Origin of the sequence: Citrobacter sp. MGH104, from assembly GCF_001034485.1 — a bacterium.
GTDB lineage: Bacteria > Pseudomonadota > Gammaproteobacteria > Enterobacterales > Enterobacteriaceae > Citrobacter > Citrobacter freundii.
Genome location: NZ_KQ089818.1, coordinates 2,361,841 through 2,378,834, shown reverse-complemented (window position 1 = coordinate 2,378,834; position 16,994 = coordinate 2,361,841). Strand labels below are relative to the sequence as shown.

The 16,994-nt window shown below is 49.9% G+C and carries 16 protein-coding genes and 1 tRNA gene; 11 read left to right on the top strand and 6 right to left on the bottom strand.

From position 1 onward, the window contains the following. The first annotated feature begins 48 nt into the window (after positions 1-48). A complete protein-coding gene (gene misL / locus SK34_RS11190) occupies positions 49-2,859 on the top strand; it encodes an intestinal colonization autotransporter adhesin MisL (protein ID WP_048233060.1) in 2,811 nt (936 codons plus the stop codon). Between the two features lie 115 nt (positions 2,860-2,974). Here misL and SK34_RS11185 read toward each other — a convergent pair whose 3' ends face one another. From SK34_RS11185 to SK34_RS11175, 3 genes are all read right to left on the bottom strand, one after another. Further along, positions 2,975-3,349 (bottom strand): Rap1a/Tai family immunity protein, encoded by a 375-nt coding sequence (locus SK34_RS11185; RefSeq protein WP_048233059.1) that lies wholly within the window; start codon positions 3,347-3,349, stop codon positions 2,975-2,977. A gap of 405 nt (positions 3,350-3,754) precedes the next feature. Continuing rightward, entirely contained in the window at positions 3,755-3,931 is a 177-nt protein-coding gene (locus tag SK34_RS11180) for a hypothetical protein (RefSeq protein ID WP_003844487.1), read from the bottom strand. Positions 3,932-4,048: 117 nt separating this feature from the next. Further along, a complete protein-coding gene (locus SK34_RS11175; protein WP_044700468.1) occupies positions 4,049-4,339 on the bottom strand; it encodes a SymE family type I addiction module toxin in 291 nt (96 codons plus the stop codon). A gap of 136 nt (positions 4,340-4,475) precedes the next feature. Between SK34_RS11175 and SK34_RS11170 the strand changes: the two genes are divergently transcribed. Continuing rightward, positions 4,476-4,661 (top strand): toxin-antitoxin system HicB family antitoxin, encoded by a 186-nt coding sequence (locus SK34_RS11170; RefSeq protein ID WP_048233058.1) that lies wholly within the window; start codon positions 4,476-4,478, stop codon positions 4,659-4,661. 8 nt (positions 4,662-4,669) lie between these two features. Here the strand turns inward: SK34_RS11170 and SK34_RS11165 are convergent, their stop codons facing one another. The 3 genes from SK34_RS11165 to SK34_RS11155 form a co-directional block, all read right to left on the bottom strand. Then, positions 4,670-6,013: a hypothetical protein gene (locus SK34_RS11165; RefSeq protein WP_048233056.1), complete on the bottom strand. Its 1,344-nt coding sequence runs from the start codon at positions 6,011-6,013 to the stop codon at positions 4,670-4,672. A gap of 34 nt (positions 6,014-6,047) precedes the next feature. Then, on the bottom strand, positions 6,048-6,428 hold the full coding sequence (locus SK34_RS11160) for a hypothetical protein (protein WP_048233055.1): 381 nt from the start codon (positions 6,426-6,428) through the stop codon (positions 6,048-6,050). Positions 6,429-6,508: 80 nt separating this feature from the next. Then, positions 6,509-6,603, bottom strand: a tRNA-Sec gene (locus SK34_RS11155). Between the two features lie 291 nt (positions 6,604-6,894). Here SK34_RS11155 and SK34_RS11150 point away from each other — a divergent pair. From SK34_RS11150 to SK34_RS11110, 9 genes are all read left to right on the top strand, one after another. Next, on the top strand, positions 6,895-8,277 hold the full coding sequence (locus tag SK34_RS11150; RefSeq protein WP_048233053.1) for a glycoside-pentoside-hexuronide family transporter: 1,383 nt from the start codon (positions 6,895-6,897) through the stop codon (positions 8,275-8,277). A 10-nt stretch (positions 8,278-8,287) separates the two neighbouring features. Then, positions 8,288-10,606 carry an alpha-xylosidase gene (yicI, locus tag SK34_RS11145; protein WP_048233052.1) on the top strand — a complete coding sequence of 773 codons (2,319 nt, stop codon included), beginning with the start codon at positions 8,288-8,290 and terminating at the stop codon, positions 10,604-10,606. Positions 10,607-10,928: 322 nt separating this feature from the next. After that, entirely contained in the window at positions 10,929-12,482 is a 1,554-nt protein-coding gene (locus tag SK34_RS11140) for a BglG family transcription antiterminator (protein WP_003844519.1), read from the top strand. Positions 12,483-12,508: 26 nt separating this feature from the next. Further along, a complete protein-coding gene (locus tag SK34_RS11135) occupies positions 12,509-12,979 on the top strand; it encodes a PTS sugar transporter subunit IIA (RefSeq protein ID WP_003842172.1) in 471 nt (156 codons plus the stop codon). A 19-nt stretch (positions 12,980-12,998) separates the two neighbouring features. After that, positions 12,999-13,319, top strand: coding sequence for a PTS fructose transporter subunit IIB (locus SK34_RS11130; RefSeq protein ID WP_003844521.1), 321 nt, complete (start codon positions 12,999-13,001; stop codon positions 13,317-13,319). Between the two features lie 26 nt (positions 13,320-13,345). After that, positions 13,346-14,437 (top strand): PTS fructose transporter subunit IIC, encoded by a 1,092-nt coding sequence (locus SK34_RS11125; protein WP_003837581.1) that lies wholly within the window; start codon positions 13,346-13,348, stop codon positions 14,435-14,437. An 11-nt stretch (positions 14,438-14,448) separates the two neighbouring features. Then, positions 14,449-15,300, top strand: coding sequence for a class II fructose-bisphosphate aldolase (locus SK34_RS11120; protein WP_048233046.1), 852 nt, complete (start codon positions 14,449-14,451; stop codon positions 15,298-15,300). Positions 15,301-15,380: 80 nt separating this feature from the next. Next, positions 15,381-16,241 (top strand): ketose-bisphosphate aldolase, encoded by an 861-nt coding sequence (locus SK34_RS11115; protein ID WP_003024018.1) that lies wholly within the window; start codon positions 15,381-15,383, stop codon positions 16,239-16,241. Between the two features lie 49 nt (positions 16,242-16,290). Beyond that, positions 16,291-16,968: a D-lyxose/D-mannose family sugar isomerase gene (locus SK34_RS11110; RefSeq protein WP_003837587.1), complete on the top strand. Its 678-nt coding sequence runs from the start codon at positions 16,291-16,293 to the stop codon at positions 16,966-16,968. The last annotated feature ends 26 nt before the right edge of the window (positions 16,969-16,994 follow it).

The window sequence follows — 16,994 nt, the reverse complement described above, 5'->3', positions numbered from 1 at the left end:
ATCCTTGCGATGTGGTGGACGCTCTACGCCTAATAGCAGGAGGCTAATATGCCAAATCCCAAATCTTACTCTCGTATTGCCATCGCGGTTTCAGCCGCATTAACTTCTATGGTATTTTCGGCCCATGCAGCCTGGATTGATGTTGATAGTCTTCCTTCCAGCGGTCTGGTTAGCAGTCTGTCCCCGGAGTTGCAGGCTTTATTTCCTGCACAGGCGAATGCAAGTATCGCTAAAACCAGCGCTACGCCGAATTATGTTTATCAATGGAGTGCTGGCACCATTCCTGTTTTTGGCAATGGGTTAACGCTCAATGGGCCAGGAGCAGAAGCCTTCGAGCACTCCATTACCGTTATTCAGAATAGCGCGACGGGTAGCCCAGGCGTTATTTTCGGTGATGACCTGACGATCCGCACACAGTCGAAGAATGCTGCCAACAATGGTAAAGATGTTGACGGTATTCGCACGCACGGGGCTAATACGCCGGATAACCCGGTCTTTATCATCACCGGAGATCGCACCAGCATTTATGTGGACGGTCAGGATGGTGACGGTATTAACGCCGGTTACAACTCCTATAGCCAGGGTTGGAAAGGTTCAGCCAACATATACGTCGGCGACGATCTGTATATTCAAACCACCGGTTATCAGGGGCGTGGTATCACTGCAAACGCAATGAAAGACGCTACGCAGGCCAAAAATACGATTGTCGTCGGCGATCGGGCACACATTGTGACGATCGGTGACAGTTCAGAAGGTCTTCGCACCGGGCAGAGCGGCTCCTCGATCCGCCTTGGTGATGACGCCACTATCGAGACGTCGGGCGCGTCCTCGACAGGGATCTATGCCGCCTCATCTTCCAAAACGGAACTGGGCAACAATGCCACGATTACGGTCAACGGCGTCAGCGCCCATGCGGTTTATTCCACCAATGCAACCGTGAATCTCGGCGAAAACGCGACGATCAACGTAAACAATTCGGCGAAAGCGGCGTCTTACAGCAAAGCGCCACGCGGTCTGTATGCGACTTCACGCGGGGCAATAAACCTGGCTGGCGGCGCCGCCATTACTATGGCGGGCAATCACAGCAATGAAAGTTATGCCATCGGCACCGAAACGGGCGGCTCCGTAGACGGCTCCGCTGGCGGGCGCTTCCTTATCGACGGTGATCTTCACGCCGCTGGCGCGACTGCCGCGACCAGCAGCCTGCCGCAGCAAAACAGTACCATTACGCTCAACATGACCGACAACTCGTTGTGGAGTGGGGCGTCATACATCACCAGCGTCACGGCCGGAACGGGGGTTATCTCGCTGCAAATGAGCGATGCGACCTGGAACATGACCAACAGCTCAACGCTCACCGACCTGACGCTGAACGGCGGGTCAGTGGTGAACTTTGGGCATACTGACGGCGAACCGTGGCAGACGCTTACCATTAATGAAGATTTCACCGGCAACGGCGGCAAACTGGTTTTCAATACCGTCCTGAATGACGACACCTCCGAAACCGACAAGCTGAAAGTGCTCGGCAACACCGCGGGTAATGCGTTTGTGGCGGTGAACAACATTGGCGGAACCGGGGCGCAGACCGTTGAAGGTATTGAGATCATCGAAGTAGCCGGTAATTCTGACGGTACTTTTGAGAAAGCAGGCCGTATTGTTGCTGGTGCGTACGACTATAACGTGGTGCAAAAGGGCAGCAACTGGTATCTAACCAGCTTTATTCCTGCTCCGCCGGACCCGGTCGATCCGGACCCGGTAGATCCCATCGACCCAGACCCCGTTGACCCGGATCCGGTTGACCCTATTGACCCAGGTCCTGTCGATCCAGACCCGGTCGATCCGATAATCCCTGAGCCGGAAATACCTGTCGCACCTCCGGTCACCGAGCAGCAATACCGCCCGGAAGCAGGCAGTTATCTGGCGAACAACTACGCCGCTAACACGCTGTTTATGACCCGACTGCACGATCGTCTGGGCGAAACGCAGTACATCGACATGCTGACGGGCGAGAAAAAAGTCACCAGTATGTGGATGCGTAACGTCGGGGCGCATACCCGCTTTAAAGACGGTAGCGGGCAGTTGAAAACCCAAAGCAACAGCTATGTGTTGCAGCTGGGCGGTGATCTGGCGCAGTGGAGTAGCGACGGTCTCGACCGTTGGCACATCGGCGCAATGGCAGGTTACGCCAACAGCCAGAACCGCACGCAGTCCAGCCTGACCGGCTACCATTCACGTGGTCAGGTTACCGGTTACAGCGTAGGGCTGTACGGCACATGGTATGCCAATGACGCAGACAAAACCGGCACTTACGTAGACACCTGGATGCTGTACAACTGGTTTGATAACAAGGTGATGGGCCAGGAGCAGGCGACAGAGAAATACAAATCCAGCGGGATAACCGCTTCGGTAGAAGCCGGTTATAGCTTCAAACTGGGTGAAAACGAGCGCAACAGCTACTGGCTGCAACCGAAAGCGCAGGTGGTGTGGATGGACGTGCAGGCCGACAGCCACCGCGAAGCGAACGGTACCCGCGTGAAAGACAACACCGATGGCAACCTGATGACCCGTCTGGGTGTGAAAGCCTTTATCAACGGTCACAACGCCATCGACGACGGTAAATCACGCGAGTTCCAGCCGTTTGTCGAAGCCAACTGGATCCACAACACGCAGACGACCAGCGTGAAGATGGATGATGTGAGCAACGACATGCGCGGCACCAAAAACATCGGCGAACTGAAAGTCGGCGTAGAAGGGCAAATCACTCCGCGCCTCAATGTGTGGAGCAACGTGGCCCAACAGGTCGGCGACAAAGGCTACAGCGATACCCGCGGTATGCTGGGCGTGAAATATAATTTCTGACGGGATTGTAAGTAACAGAAAAGCCGCTGATTAATAGGTCAGCGGCTTTATTTTTTGGGGAGGCGGTAGGTCGGATAAGCGTTAGCGCCATCCGGTAAATAAGCTGCGTACAGCGCTAGCTATTACTATTTTTGTTACAAGCAAGTTCTTTGCCCAAAGCAATCATGGCCAATTCAGAAGGACTGTATTTTGTCCGTTCTTTAGGATGGGTCTGGAGGTAATTACCAACAATATCAGCTTCCTGTCCAATGGTTATGCTTTCATTACAGATGATATTTTCTTTTGATAGTGTCCCCGCTACACCGGCAACAAAAGACATATACATCACTGCTGTCTGTTCATCCCGAACATTCAAATAATCAAAACCTTTCTCATACAACTGATAGCCGTGATAAAGCGAGTTGCCGTCGATATTCAATGTCGATTTTGCCAGTACAGGCGTTGACAAAAAGAGCAATAACAAGACAGGAATGGCAATTTTACTGATCATACGAGCACCAGCCGCCCTTATGGTGTGAGCCAGTACCGCCGTGCGGGTGTTCTCCTTTCGGGCATGCGAAAACAGTAGATGATGCGGTGATAGTGACGAGAGCGATAACCATTGCCATGAATACGTTTTTCATATGTAACCCAATAATCTAATTTATTAGAAACGAGGCTGTCCCTTCCTGATTAAAGAAAAAGGATGCCTGTGTATTTTTAGCGGGATTATAATATGGTGTTTATTGTGCTGTCATGTTTATCGTTTGGCATAGGCCATCAGGATAGTATTTTTATTATGATTTTTAGTGTAGTGGTTGAATGATTTCTAATGCGTTTCTGATTCATGGATAATGAGTTGCTGCTTCAAATATCATAATTATTGATTATTGCCCGTAAGTTTATAATGCTTTTTTCATTTATTAGGCTCCATTAATTCATCAAAGAAATTATCGCCGTTAACAATATTATCAGAATGAATATCACATTGTGCACATTGAATCTTGGCTTTCAGTAACTGAATTTTTATTTCTTCGACTTTTTCATCGTCGTCAATCGAAAAGATGGTGTCTGGTTTTTCGTGGTGATTCATTTGTTTGGGTTCCCGTTACACTTTGGCTTCATTTTCCAGGAGAGTAGGCCGGATAAGCACAAGCGCCATCCGGCACCAAGTGAACCTGTAAGTACTGCTTGCAGGTTCAGCTGTACTTCACTGGAGAGTCGCCAACGTGCTCTCAATTCTTTTTAACTTCTGATTTGCTTCTTGCAGCTCATCCTGCAACCGTTGTTCCTGCTCGCCGTAGACCATCAGGACGATACAGCCGTTCATCACTTTTACGCTAATCTGTTGCCCGGTATCAAACCCCGCTTCGCGTAGCCACTTGCCGGAAAGAATAATTTTGGGTGTGGATTTGTCGAAAACATTCGGGCGATATCCCACAATTACCGAACGCTCGGTTCCAGATTGGTCGGTGTCTGGGGTAGAATGCGAATCAGCCATAATCAACTCCTTGATAGTTGGTGAGGTTAGCTCTCGTCGGGTACTGCGAATACCGGGCGAGGGCGTTTATAAATCAGGTCGTTAGGTGTAAAGGTACGTACCTGATTGGTGATATCTTGCGCTTGTAGGTACGTACATGTCAACGGCTAAACGCGACCCAAATCAGTCCAAATCCGGAAAGGCTCCAACTTTTCAGATTCGTATCACACCTGAGTTAAAGGCGCAGTTCGAGGCTGCTGCAAAGGCAGAGGGAATGAGTTTGGGGAATTGGCTCAAAACCTTGGGGAGAAGAGAACTAGAGAGACTAGGTTTTGAGCCATGAAGATAAAGTTAGGAGAAAATCAGGTCAATATTATTGTTGTTAAAGATTAGGTTTTTATCCTCAATTTTTCTCAAGAATGAACCATATTTGAGTTCCATCACTTTAAAGCCTTGTGAAATACTAATTATTTTCTTGTCAGATATATTTAATTCAATTAATGTTCCAATGATTACATCAAGATAGTCATGAAGATTTTCTATTAATGTACTTGTATAACTTGGAAGATTTCCAGTGTGAACAATTAAATTTCTAGCTCGATATATCCGTCGTATTTGTTGTGCTAGTCTATCTGTATGAGTATTAAGTCCAGATATTATATTCTTAGGGGATTTAAATAAGTTTTCAAAAAAAATTATTCTATCTTTCAATAAATGAAAATCTCTTGTATTTTCTTTTAGCCGATTAAGTGCCTCTCTATTTTCTTCTAACGATAATAGCTTTATAAATTTAATATGTAAGCTATTGCCATTAATGTTATTTAGAGCTACGCTTCCTTCCTTTCGGCACCAATAAAATATATCAGCAATAAGTTTGTTTATAAGTCTCTTATAATAAATCATATTTAAAAATGGAATTGTTGAAGATACAACATTTTCAATGTTACTTACGCTGCCATTAGTGGGGATTATTGATTCTAACGCAATCCAGAGGTTAATCAATTGGTTTTGTTCTGAACCGCTGTTTAAGGCTAGAGAGTGAAGTTGTGCAGCATTTGTGAATTTTTCAAATGAATCTTTTTCAAGGCTAAACTTAGATATAAACTCATTCAATATTCTTGCGGATTTTTGGGTCTTCATGTCAACACATTTATGCATTGTATTGATCGTCTTACCTCTTTTTTTTAGCTCGTTTTTATTTTTGTTTATTATAATACACTCATCTTTGAAGCTTAAGACTTCTTTATGGTGAAATATTGAAAAAAGAGTTCCGAAGATATTTAATAAATTATCTGAATACACCTTGGCTGAATAAGCATCTCTCGCTTTAATATCGTCCAGCATTAAGTATATTCCATCGTGCCTAGATAGAATGTTTTTCGTATTGTTATCGGAAAATGGACCATCTTCAATAGGGAAATTGCGACTGATTTTTATTTGGAAATTAGTGCACGCATCTTTTAATTTTTCAAATAGATTCGATGCTTTATATATTATAGAGAATTCATGAGATTCTGAAGGGAAGAGTGATATAAATTCAATTATATTGGAGTTGGATGATATTCTTCCTTCATCATGATAAAAATAATTTAAAGTTTTCTCGTATATATAGCTATCACTGTAGCCATAGTTTATAAGTATTGTTGCATAGTTTCTTGCTATCTTTCTAATTTTACCGAAATCAGTGCCATTCATTATCACATCTGAAAGCAAAGCCTCTGCTTTTTCTTTATATTTTTTTTTGGTTTAAATATCTTGAGAGTACTTCTATTGTTGTTTTTTTTGAAGATAAAGATTCTTTATCATTCTTCAATATCGAGTATATTTCTTTTAGCTCGATATCGAGAAGGTCTTTGGCTACATCATCACTTTCTAAATTACTACAGAGTTCCAGAAGTACATGTTTTATATTTGGCTCTTTGATGTCTCCAGATTCTACTGCAGAAATTACAACTAATGCCTCATCACAAAGAAGACTAGTATTCATTGCTGATGGTTTATAGGTATCTAGACTAAAAGGGAAAAAACACTCTTCAAATATTTGGGCAAAATAGAGTAAGTTTTCTGTTTGTCGCGGGTTATCCCATTTTCGGATATTTCGATAACGCATAGTAATAGCCTTTTATCAATGAGTTATTAATTTATTATCTTTGCTTAACGCTATAATCATGAGACCGAGAGTAAAAGAATTGGCGGAAGATCACAGGAGTCGAACCTGCCCGGGAACGCTGGCGTCCCCAACTGGATTTGAAGTCCAGCCACCTCACCGGAGATGACGATCTTCCGCGCCTCGATTGCTACATGGAGGCGGGGCGCATTATAGCTACTTCCAAACGTTTCCACACCCCCTCACTCACTTTTTTAACTTCCGTTTATCTATACCATGACCAGTTTCATATAAATCCTCAATAAATCCGTTAGTTACATTTCATCACATTTTTTCGACGCTACCCCGATCACAGAAAACAAGAATCGTAATTTGATAACGAGATATCGGAATACCCGCGCTCACAGGGATGGTTTACAAGAACTGTAACCGGTATCAGTGCGTGTGAAAGTGCTAACAAGGATGCGTAATGAAAAGTGAGATTCTGTCTGTTAAAGAGAAGATTGGCTACGGTATGGGCGATGCCGCCAGCCACATCATCTTCGATAACGTTATGTTATATATGATGTTCTTCTATACCGATATTTTTGGTATACCTGCCGGATTTGTCGGCACCATGTTCTTACTGGCGCGTGCGCTGGATGCCATCTCAGACCCTTGCATGGGGCTGCTGGCCGACCGTACCCGCTCACGCTGGGGGAAATTTCGTCCGTGGGTGCTGTTTGGCGCGCTGCCGTTTGGTCTGGTGTGTGTGCTCGCCTACAGCACGCCGGATCTCAGCCTGCATGGCAAAATGATTTATGCCGCAATCACCTACACGCTGCTGACCCTGCTTTATACCGTGGTGAATATTCCCTACTGTGCGCTGGGCGGCGTGATCACCAATGACCCCACGCAGCGTATCTCCCTGCAATCATGGCGCTTTGTGCTGGCGACGGCGGGCGGCATGCTCTCCACCGTGCTGATGATGCCGCTGGTGGATCTGATTGGCGGCGAGGATAAAGCGTTCGGCTTTCAGGGCGGGATTGCCGTGCTCTCGGTTGTGGCCTTCCTGATGCTGGCGTTTTGCTTTTTCACCACCAAAGAACGCGTGGAAGCGCCGCCGAGTACCACCTCGATGCGTGAAGACCTGCGCGACATCTGGCAGAACGATCAATGGCGCATCGTCGGCATGCTGACCATCCTCAACATCCTGGCCGTCTGCGTTCGCGGCGGGGCGATGATGTATTACGTCACCTGGATTTTGGGTACCCCGGAAGTGTTTGTCGCCTTCCTCACCACCTATTGCGTCGGCAATCTGATCGGCTCTGCGCTGGCGAAGCCGCTGACCGACTGGAAATGCAAAGTCAGCGTCTTCTGCTGGACCAACGCCGCGCTGGCGGTCGTCAGTCTGGCGATGTTCTTCGTACCGATGCACGCCAACATCACTATGTTCGTCTTCATCTTCGTGATTGGCGTACTGCATCAGCTCGTGACGCCAATTCAGTGGGTAATGATGTCCGACACCGTGGATTACGGCGAGTGGTGCAACGGAAAACGTCTGACGGGGATCAGCTTTGCCGGCACGTTGTTCGTGCTCAAGCTGGGCCTGGCGCTCGGCGGGGCGCTGATCGGCTGGATGCTGGCAGGTGGGGGCTACGACGCTGCAGCGAAAACCCAGAACGGCGCCACCATTAGCATCATCATCGCGCTGTTCACCATAGTCCCGGCTATTTGCTACCTGCTGAGTGCCGTGATCGCCAAACGCTTCTACACCCTAAAAACCCCGTATCTGACTGAAATCATGAGCCAACTGGCGCAGGGCGCGCGCCGCAATCAGCAAGATTTCACGACGAAAGAATTACAGAACTAAGGAACCGATGATGAAAATTAGCGATGGAAACTGGCTGATTCAGCCCGGTCTGAACGTGATTAACCCGATTCAGGTGTTCGAGGTTGAACAGCAGGGCAATGAGATGATTGTCTACGTTGCGCCGCGCGATGTGCGTGAACGTACCTGGCAACTGGATACCCCATTGTTTACCCTGCGCTTCTTCTCGCCGCAGGAAGGCGTGGTCGGTGTGCGTATGGAGCACTTCCAGGGGGCGCTGGATACCGGTCCGCATTACCCGCTCAATGTGCTGCAGGAAGTGAAGGTCGAGATGCGCAACACCGCTGAGATTGCCGAACTGAAGAGCGGTAACCTGAGCGTGCGCGTAACCAAAGGGGAATTCTGGTCGCTGGATTTCCTGCGTAACGGCGAACGTATTACCGGCAGCCAGCTGAAAAACAACGGCTACGTGCAGGATACCAACAGCGGGAAAAACTTTATGTTTGAGCGCCTGGATCTCGGCGTCGGGGAAACGGTATACGGCCTGGGCGAGCGCTTTACCGCGCTGGTGCGTAACGGGCAAACGGTAGAAACCTGGAACCGTGACGGCGGCACCAGCACCGAGCAATCTTACAAGAACATCCCATTCTATATCACCAACCGTGGCTACGGTGTGCTGGTGAATCATCCGCAGTGCGTGTCGTTTGAAATCGGCTCTGAGAAAGTGTCGAAAGTGCAGTTCAGCGTGGAAAGCGAGTATCTGGAATATTTCGTCATCGACGGCCCAACGCCGAAGGACGTGTTGAACCGTTATACCCAGTTCACTGGCCGTCCCGCGCTGCCGCCCGCCTGGTCGTTCGGCCTGTGGCTGACCACGTCGTTCACCACCAATTATGACGAAGCGACGGTCAACAGCTTTATCGACGGCATGGCCGAGCGCAATCTGCCGCTACACGTTTTTCACTTTGACTGCTTCTGGATGAAAGCCTTCCAGTGGTGCGACTTTGAGTGGGATCCGATGACCTTCCCGGATCCGGAAGGCATGATCCGCCGCCTGAAAGAAAAAGGGCTGAAGGTCTGCGTGTGGATTAACCCGTATATTGGCCAGAAATCGCCAATATTCAAAGAGCTGAAAGAGAAAGGCTATCTGCTCAAGCGGCCGGACGGTTCCCTGTGGCAATGGGATAAATGGCAGCCGGGCCTGGCGATTTACGACTTCACTAATCCGCAAGCCTGTGAGTGGTATGCCAATAAGCTGAAAGGTCTGGTGGATATCGGCGTTGACTGCTTCAAAACTGACTTTGGTGAACGCATTCCTACTGACGTTCAGTGGTTTGACGGTGCCGATCCGCAGAAAATGCACAACCATTATGCGTACATCTACAACGAACTGGTATGGAACGTGCTGAAAAAGACTGTCGGTGAAGAAGAGGCGGTCCTGTTTGCGCGTTCAGCCTCGGTCGGCGCGCAGCAGTTTCCGGTGCATTGGGGCGGCGATTGCTATGCCAACTATGAATCGATGGCCGAAAGCCTGCGCGGCGGGTTGTCCATTGGTCTGTCCGGCTTTGGCTTCTGGAGTCACGATATTGGCGGCTTTGAGAATACCGCCCCGGCGCACGTCTACAAGCGCTGGTGTGCGTTCGGGCTGCTCTCCAGCCACAGCCGTCTGCACGGTAGCAAATCCTACCGTGTACCGTGGGCGTACGATGACGAATCCTGCGATGTGGTGCGCTACTTCACCGAGCAGAAATGCCGCATGATGCCGTATCTGTATCGCGAAGCGGCGCGCGCCAATGAGCTAGGAACGCCGATGATGCGCGCAATGATGCTGGAGTTCCCGGACGATCCGGCATGTGATTATCTCGACCGCCAGTACATGTTGGGCGATAGCGTGATGGTTGCGCCGGTGTTTAGCGAGGCGGGCGATGTGCAGTTTTACCTGCCGGAAGGACGCTGGACGCATCTGTGGCGTAACGACGAGGTGTCTGGCAGTCGCTGGCATAAACAGCAGCATGGCTTCCTGAGTCTGCCAGTCTACGTGCGCGAGAACACTCTGCTGGCGCTGGGCAGCAATAACCAGAAGCCGGACTACGCCTGGCATGAAGGAACCGCGTTCCAGCTGTTCCATCTGCAGGAGGGCCGGGAAGCGGTGTGTGAAGTGCCTGCGATGGACGGCTCGGTTATCTTCACGCTGAAGGCGACGCGTGTAGGTAATACCATCACTGTGAAAGGGAACGGTGAGGCACGTAACTGGACGCTGTGCCTGCGAAATATTCAGGAAATTGGCGGCATTAAATGCGGGTCGCATATGGGCAGCGAGCTGGGTGTAGTTATTACTCCACAGGGCAGTGAGCTGACGATTACCTTGTAAGTATGTGTCGACGTGGTGCCGGATGCGTTTTATCCGGCCCACGCTGCGAGCAGCATTCCAGATCTGAAAATCCAAAACATCCTGAATTAAATTTTTATCTCTGCATATTTGCGAGCGGTATCACTCTGATTCCCGCGAAAAATGTGATCTGCGCCGTAAATATCTCACTATTTCCTCTTTTTGTCTTATTTCTGTCCGGATTACTGGACACGATTTAGTATTGTTGACGCATCGTAGTCCTCTTATATTTATCATCACGGATTACACGTGGAGCATAAGCGCTTCTTTAGCTATTTAATCTGGTGTGTGATAAGGGTAAATAATGCAAATGATTACCTCGCGACAAAACAGATTATTAAAGTTTCTTCTGTCTAAGAAGGAATATGTCACGCTGCTGAAAATTGCCGAGTATTTATCTGTTTCAGAAAAAACTGTGCAGCGCGATCTGCGTTTACTGGAACCATGGTTATCAGAATGGAAAATAACCATCGATAAACGTGCTGGTGCTGGGGTGATATTAAGTTCCGATAATATTACCGACCTTTTATATATGGATCAGTTATTAGGATCGGAAGGTGATGATACTGACGGCATGATGAATAATTCACGGCGAGTCAAGATAGCCTCACAGTTATTAAGCGAAACGCCGCATGAAACGTCGATCAGTAAATTATCCGAACGTTATTTTATTAGTAGCGCATCGATTGTTAACGATCTGAAAGTAATTGAATCCTGGATTACCCCACTGGGCCTGTCGTTGATTCGCAGTCAGAGCGGCACGCATATCGAAGGCAGCGAGAGCGGTGTACGCCAGGCGATGGCGTCGCTGATTAACGGCGTGATTAACCATAATGAACCTGGTAACGTGGTTTATTCACGCCTTGACCCGGGCAGTTATAAAGCCTTAGTGCATTACTTTGGCGAAGAAGATGTTTTATTTGTCCAGACGTTATTGCAGGAAATGGAGAACGACCTGTGCTGGTCTCTGGGCGAGCCTTATTACGTCAATATCTTTACCCATATTTTGATCATGATGTACCGCATCACGCGGGGCAATGCGCTGCCGAGAAAAGATGAAAATATCACCTCATGTGACGAGAATATTTTTTCCATTGCCAGCCGGATGATTCAGCATATTGAAAAACGCATTGCCCACCCGCTGCCGGAAGACGAAGTCTGGTTTATTTATCAATACATTATCTCTTCCGGCGTGGTAATTGAAGAGCATAACGACGTGAGCGTGATTGGCCATATGCACTCCAGCGACGAAGCGCGTTTGATTACCCATCGGTTGATTGCCTCCTTTGCCGAGATGGTCGACAGCGATCTGAGCCAGGACACGGCGCTTTATGACGGATTGCTGATCCACATTAAGCCGCTGATTAACCGCCTGAACTACCAGATCCGCATTCGCAATCCATTGCTGGAGGATATTAAAGGCGAGTTGCAGGACGTGTGGCGTCTGACCCAGTGCGCGGTGAATCGGGTGTTTAGCAGCTGGGGCGAGCGGGCCGTGTCGGAAGATGAGGTGGGATATTTAACCGTGCATTTTCAAGCCGCAATGGAGCGGCAGATAGCGCGTAAGCGCGTGCTGCTGGTCTGCTCAACCGGTATTGGTACCTCTCACTTACTCAAAAGCCGTATCCTGCGCGCCTTTCCGGACTGGACTATCGTCGGTGTGGTATCGGCAGGCAGCCTGCCCTCCGTACTGACGGACGATATTGAACTGGTGGTATCGACGATAAATTTACCTGCCGTTGCTATGCCGGTCGTGTATGTCACCGCCTTTTTCAATGATGCAGATATTAAGCGGGTAACAGAAACGGTTATTACGGAAAAATTACATCGGGCGACGTCGCTGGTCGTCGAAAATTAATGTCTGAACTCCATGAGGTATGATTGATGGACATCACGAAAATACTCAATACAAATCGCGTTATTTTGGATATGAAGGCCACAAACAAAACGGAGGTTATTGAGGAACTGACGGATATTCTGCAAAAAGATGGGGCAATTAGCTGTCGGGAAACGTTTATTCAGGATGTCTGGCAGCGTGAATCAGAAGGCTCGACCGGCTTCGAAAATCATATTGCGATCCCGCACGGGAAATCCTCGGCGGTGGTCAATACCACGCTGGCAATTGGGCGTACCCGCCAGGATATTCCCTGGGAAACCCTGGATGGCAGCAACGTGCGCTGCATCATTCTGTTTGCCGTACGCCTTGAAGATCAAAACACTACACATATTCGTCTGCTTTCGCAGGTTGCCGGCGCGTTGGCGGATGACGACATTATTGAACAACTGTTAGTCGAAAGCAGTCCACAGAAAATTATTGAGCTTTTTAGCCAATATGCTGAATCCAATGTCTGCTAAATAAAAAGTGGAGCATGTTATGAATATTGTTTGTGTTGCCGCCTGTACGGCGGGTATTGCGCACACCTATATTGCCCGTGAGAAGCTAATTAAAGGTGCTAAAGCGCTTGGTCATAATATAAGAGTTGAAACCCAGGGAACTATCGGCACGGAGAACGAACTGCTGACAGAGGATATTTCTGCAGCTGATGTCGTAATTCTTGCTGTCGATGTCAAAATAAAAGGGGAGGAACGATTTTCAAATAAACGCATCGTGCGAGTGAAAACCGAAATCGTCATAAAATCGCCCATTCAGTTTCTTGAAAAGGTCGAAAAATCATTAGTTAATAATAACCAGTAGCGATCCTCATTCTGGAGGGATTTCACATGAGTGAAAATAAAATTCCGCTATCTCAGGAAATAAAAAGACATTTATTAACGGGGATTTCGTGGATGATCCCGTTAATTGTCGCCGCCGGGATCTGTATTGCTCTCGGGCAAATACTTGGCGGCACTAACGTAGGTGAAAAAACAGGAACCATACCCTGGATGCTCAACCAGATTGGCGGCTGGGGGATGGGGCTAATCGTACCGCTGATCAGTGCGGCGATTGCGTACTCCATTGCCGATCGTCCCGGATTTGCGCCGGGCCTGATTGTCGGCTTTGTTTGCGGCGAAATTCATACCGGTTTTATCGGCGGGATGCTGGGCGGGTTCCTGGTCGGTTATACCGTACTGCTACTTAAGCGCTATATCCGTTTGCCACAGTCGATGCAGGGGCTGATGCCCATCATGGTGTTGCCGGTACTGAGTACCGTCATTGGCGGCCTGTTGATGATGACGCTGATTGGCAAGCCGATAGCCTGGCTGCAGGACGCGTTGATTCATCTGCTGGAGTCCATGCAGGGCGGATCCCGCTTTCTGATGGGCGCTATCCTCGGTGCGATGGCGACATTCGACTTCGGCGGACCGGTGAATAAAACCATGTCGCTGTTTGCTGACGGCATGCTGGTCAGCGGTGTGTACGGTCCGGAAGCGGTGAAGTTTGTTGGTTCGATGATCCCTCCGTTCGGCATTACGCTCTCTTTCCTGCTGACGCGTCACAAGTACACCCGTGCGGAACGTGAGGCGCTGAAGGCCGCATTCCCGATGGGGATCTGCATGATTACCGAAGGGGTCATTCCGATTGCGGCGCGCGATCTGTTGCGTGTGGTGGGCTCCTGCGTGGTGGCCTCGGCGATTGCGGGCGGCCTGATTATGGTGTGGGGTGTCGAAAGCCCGGTACCGCACGGCGGCATGTTTGTGGTCCCGCTCTTTACGCATCCGCTGCTGTTTTGCCTGGCGCTGGGGATCGGCACAGTGATTTGCGGTGTCATGTTGTCGCTGTGGAAGAAACCGGTGACCGAGCGTGACGAAGAGTTTGATGAACTCAGCGATCAAAAACTGAAAGACGAAGAGATCACCTTCACCCTGGAATAACCGGAGGCCGTATGTTTGCCGATATGAAAAGCATGGTGACGAAAGCCTGGCGCGAGCAGTACGCGCTGCTGGCCATCAACTGTATGAACCTGGAAAGCGCCCGCGCGGCGGTTCGGGTGGCAGAGAAACACCGTGCGCCCATCATTCTGAATCTGTATCAGGGACATCTGGAGCATTTTCCGGCCCCGATAGCCGCTGCGGTCGTCAAAACGCTGGCAGAGGAAGCCTCGGTACCGGTCGCGCTGGCGCTGGATCATGGAAAGGATCCTGTACGCATTCGTCAGGCTTTTCGCGCCGGATTCAGCGGGTTAATGATCGATGCCTCCGCCTTTGCGCTGGAGGAGAACATTCGCCAGACCCGGGCAGTGGTCGAGCTCGCAGCCAGCGTTTCCCTGTGCGTGGAAGGTGAGCTGGGCCATCTGGCCGATGCTCCGCGCTATGACCATGCCGCTAACGCTGATTTGATGACTCAGGCCGCCGACGTGGAACCCTTTATCCAACAGACCGGGATCGATTTGCTGGCGGTGTCGGTGGGTACGGCACACGGCATGTACACGCCGGGTATCACACCTGCTATTGATTTCCTGCGGCTGGAGGAAATAGCCCGTTTATCAACGGTACCTCTGGCGCTGCATGGCGGCAGCGGGACGCCGTTTGATCAGCTACAGCGTTGCCCGACGTTTGGCGTCGCCAAGATAAACGTTGGTGCGGCGGTTTTCGAAGCCGGAAAGGCTGCGCTACTGCATACCCTGTGTCGTGACACATCCGGTGAGCTCATTGATGCCCTGGCCCTGATGGAGCAGGCCTGCGAGGAAGCCATTATTCCGTACCTGCAGGCCAGCGGCGCTATCGGCAAAGCCTGATTCATTTTCTGTAACGCCTTCTATGCCTCTGCGATGACGCACTGGCAGGGCTTTCTACACCCTGAAACTGGAGAATTAACATGTTAGTTTCGATGAAAGAATTACTGCAACCTACTCGTCAGCACGGTTTTGCTATCGGCGCATTCAACGTGGCGGACAGCTGCTTTGTACGTGCAGTAGTGGAGGAAGCGGAAGCGACCAATACCCCGGCGATTATCTCTATTCACCCCAGTGAACATGATTTTGTCGGCGATGCGTTTTTTAGCTATGTCCGCGATATCACTCTGCGCAGCCCGGTTCCCTTTACTCTGCATCTGGACCACGGCGCTTCGGTTGAGCATGTACTGCGAGCGATTCAGTGTGGGTTTACCTCGGTGATGATTGATGGCTCGCTGCTGCCGTATGAAGAAAACGTGGCGCTGACCCGCGAAGTGGTCAAGCTGGCGCATGCGGTAGGTGTTTCTGTGGAAGGGGAGTTGGGTACGATTGGTCAGACCGGGACGTCAGTGGAAGGCGGCGTGTCGAAGGTTACTTATACCGATCCTGCTCAGGCAGAGGATTTTATCGCCCGAACCGGTGCAGACACGCTGGCGGTGGCGATTGGAACCGCGCACGGGATCTACCCGAAAGGGATGCAGCCAGAGCTGCAAATGAACATCCTGCGCGACATCGCCGGGCGTGTGGATATTCCGCTGGTGCTGCACGGTGGTTCCGCGAACCCGGATGCGGAAATTGCCGAATCCGTCACGCTGGGTGTTGGCAAAATCAACATTTCCAGCGATATGAAATATGCCTATTTCCAGAAAGTCCGCGAAATCCTGGCAAAAGAAACCTGGTGGGACCCGAACGTAATCTACCCAGAAGCCATTAGCGCCGCGCGGGACGTGATCCGCCACAAAATGAAATTGTTCGGTTCAACCGGCAAAGCATCACTTTACTAACGGCATGCAGGCGGGGCGACCCGCCTCTTTCGCAACAAGGAAAAGTGGAATGAAGCGTTCACATATTAATTATGCCGTCGATAAAGCGCATGCCATCGCCGAGACTTTTCGGGTCTGTCTGCCTGATTTTGCGTATTTTACGATCGATGCCTGGCGGCAACAGGATCAATCTCTGTGGCGTGAAGTGCGCGATCTCCAGCTGGGCTGGGATATTACCGACTTTGGGCGTGGAGATTTTGCGCAAACGGGACTGACGTTACTGACGTTGCGCAATGGTCAGCCAGGGTCAGCTAATTACCCCAAACCGTATGCTGAAAAGATGCTGCAAATTCAGCAGGATCAGCAAACGCCATGGCATTTTCATCGCCATAAAATGGAAGATATCGTGAATCGCGGCGGCGGTGACTTATGTATGCAGCTGGCATGGGCCACGCCTGATGATGGGTATGACGCACGGCGTATTGTTGAAGTTAGCGTCGATGGTCAGCGGCGTACCGTTGACGCTGGCGAGACGCTGGTATTGAAACCGGGACAGGGGGTGTGCCTGCCGCCGCGCTTGTATCATCGCTTTTGGGCGGAGAAGGCGTTCGTGCTGGGCTGGGAAATCTCGATGGTCAATGACGACCAGCATGACAACCACTTTCTGGAACCTGGCGGTCGCTTCCCGGCGATTGAAGAGGATGAGCCGGTGAAGTGGCTGTTGTGCAGTGAATATATTCGTTTATGAGCGTGAGTAGGCCCGGTAAGCGAAGC

Excerpts from the sequence above, each read along its gene's own strand:
- misL (WP_048233060.1), top strand. The coding sequence starts at position 49 with ATGCCAAATCCCAAATCTTACTCTCGTATTGCCATCGCGGTTTCAGCC.
- SK34_RS11185 (WP_048233059.1), bottom strand. The coding sequence starts at position 3,349 with ATGATCAGTAAAATTGCCATTCCTGTCTTGTTATTGCTCTTTTTGTCA.
- SK34_RS11180 (WP_003844487.1), bottom strand. The coding sequence starts at position 3,931 with ATGAATCACCACGAAAAACCAGACACCATCTTTTCGATTGACGACGAT.
- SK34_RS11175 (WP_044700468.1), bottom strand. The coding sequence starts at position 4,339 with ATGGCTGATTCGCATTCTACCCCAGACACCGACCAATCTGGAACCGAG.
- SK34_RS11170 (WP_048233058.1), top strand. The coding sequence starts at position 4,476 with ATGTCAACGGCTAAACGCGACCCAAATCAGTCCAAATCCGGAAAGGCT.
- SK34_RS11165 (WP_048233056.1), bottom strand. The coding sequence starts at position 6,013 with ATGAATGGCACTGATTTCGGTAAAATTAGAAAGATAGCAAGAAACTAT.
- SK34_RS11160 (WP_048233055.1), bottom strand. The coding sequence starts at position 6,428 with ATGCGTTATCGAAATATCCGAAAATGGGATAACCCGCGACAAACAGAA.
- SK34_RS11150 (WP_048233053.1), top strand. The coding sequence starts at position 6,895 with ATGAAAAGTGAGATTCTGTCTGTTAAAGAGAAGATTGGCTACGGTATG.
- yicI (WP_048233052.1), top strand. The coding sequence starts at position 8,288 with ATGAAAATTAGCGATGGAAACTGGCTGATTCAGCCCGGTCTGAACGTG.
- SK34_RS11140 (WP_003844519.1), top strand. The coding sequence starts at position 10,929 with ATGCAAATGATTACCTCGCGACAAAACAGATTATTAAAGTTTCTTCTG.
- SK34_RS11135 (WP_003842172.1), top strand. The coding sequence starts at position 12,509 with ATGGACATCACGAAAATACTCAATACAAATCGCGTTATTTTGGATATG.
- SK34_RS11130 (WP_003844521.1), top strand. The coding sequence starts at position 12,999 with ATGAATATTGTTTGTGTTGCCGCCTGTACGGCGGGTATTGCGCACACC.
- SK34_RS11125 (WP_003837581.1), top strand. The coding sequence starts at position 13,346 with ATGAGTGAAAATAAAATTCCGCTATCTCAGGAAATAAAAAGACATTTA.
- SK34_RS11120 (WP_048233046.1), top strand. The coding sequence starts at position 14,449 with ATGTTTGCCGATATGAAAAGCATGGTGACGAAAGCCTGGCGCGAGCAG.
- SK34_RS11115 (WP_003024018.1), top strand. The coding sequence starts at position 15,381 with ATGTTAGTTTCGATGAAAGAATTACTGCAACCTACTCGTCAGCACGGT.
- SK34_RS11110 (WP_003837587.1), top strand. The coding sequence starts at position 16,291 with ATGAAGCGTTCACATATTAATTATGCCGTCGATAAAGCGCATGCCATC.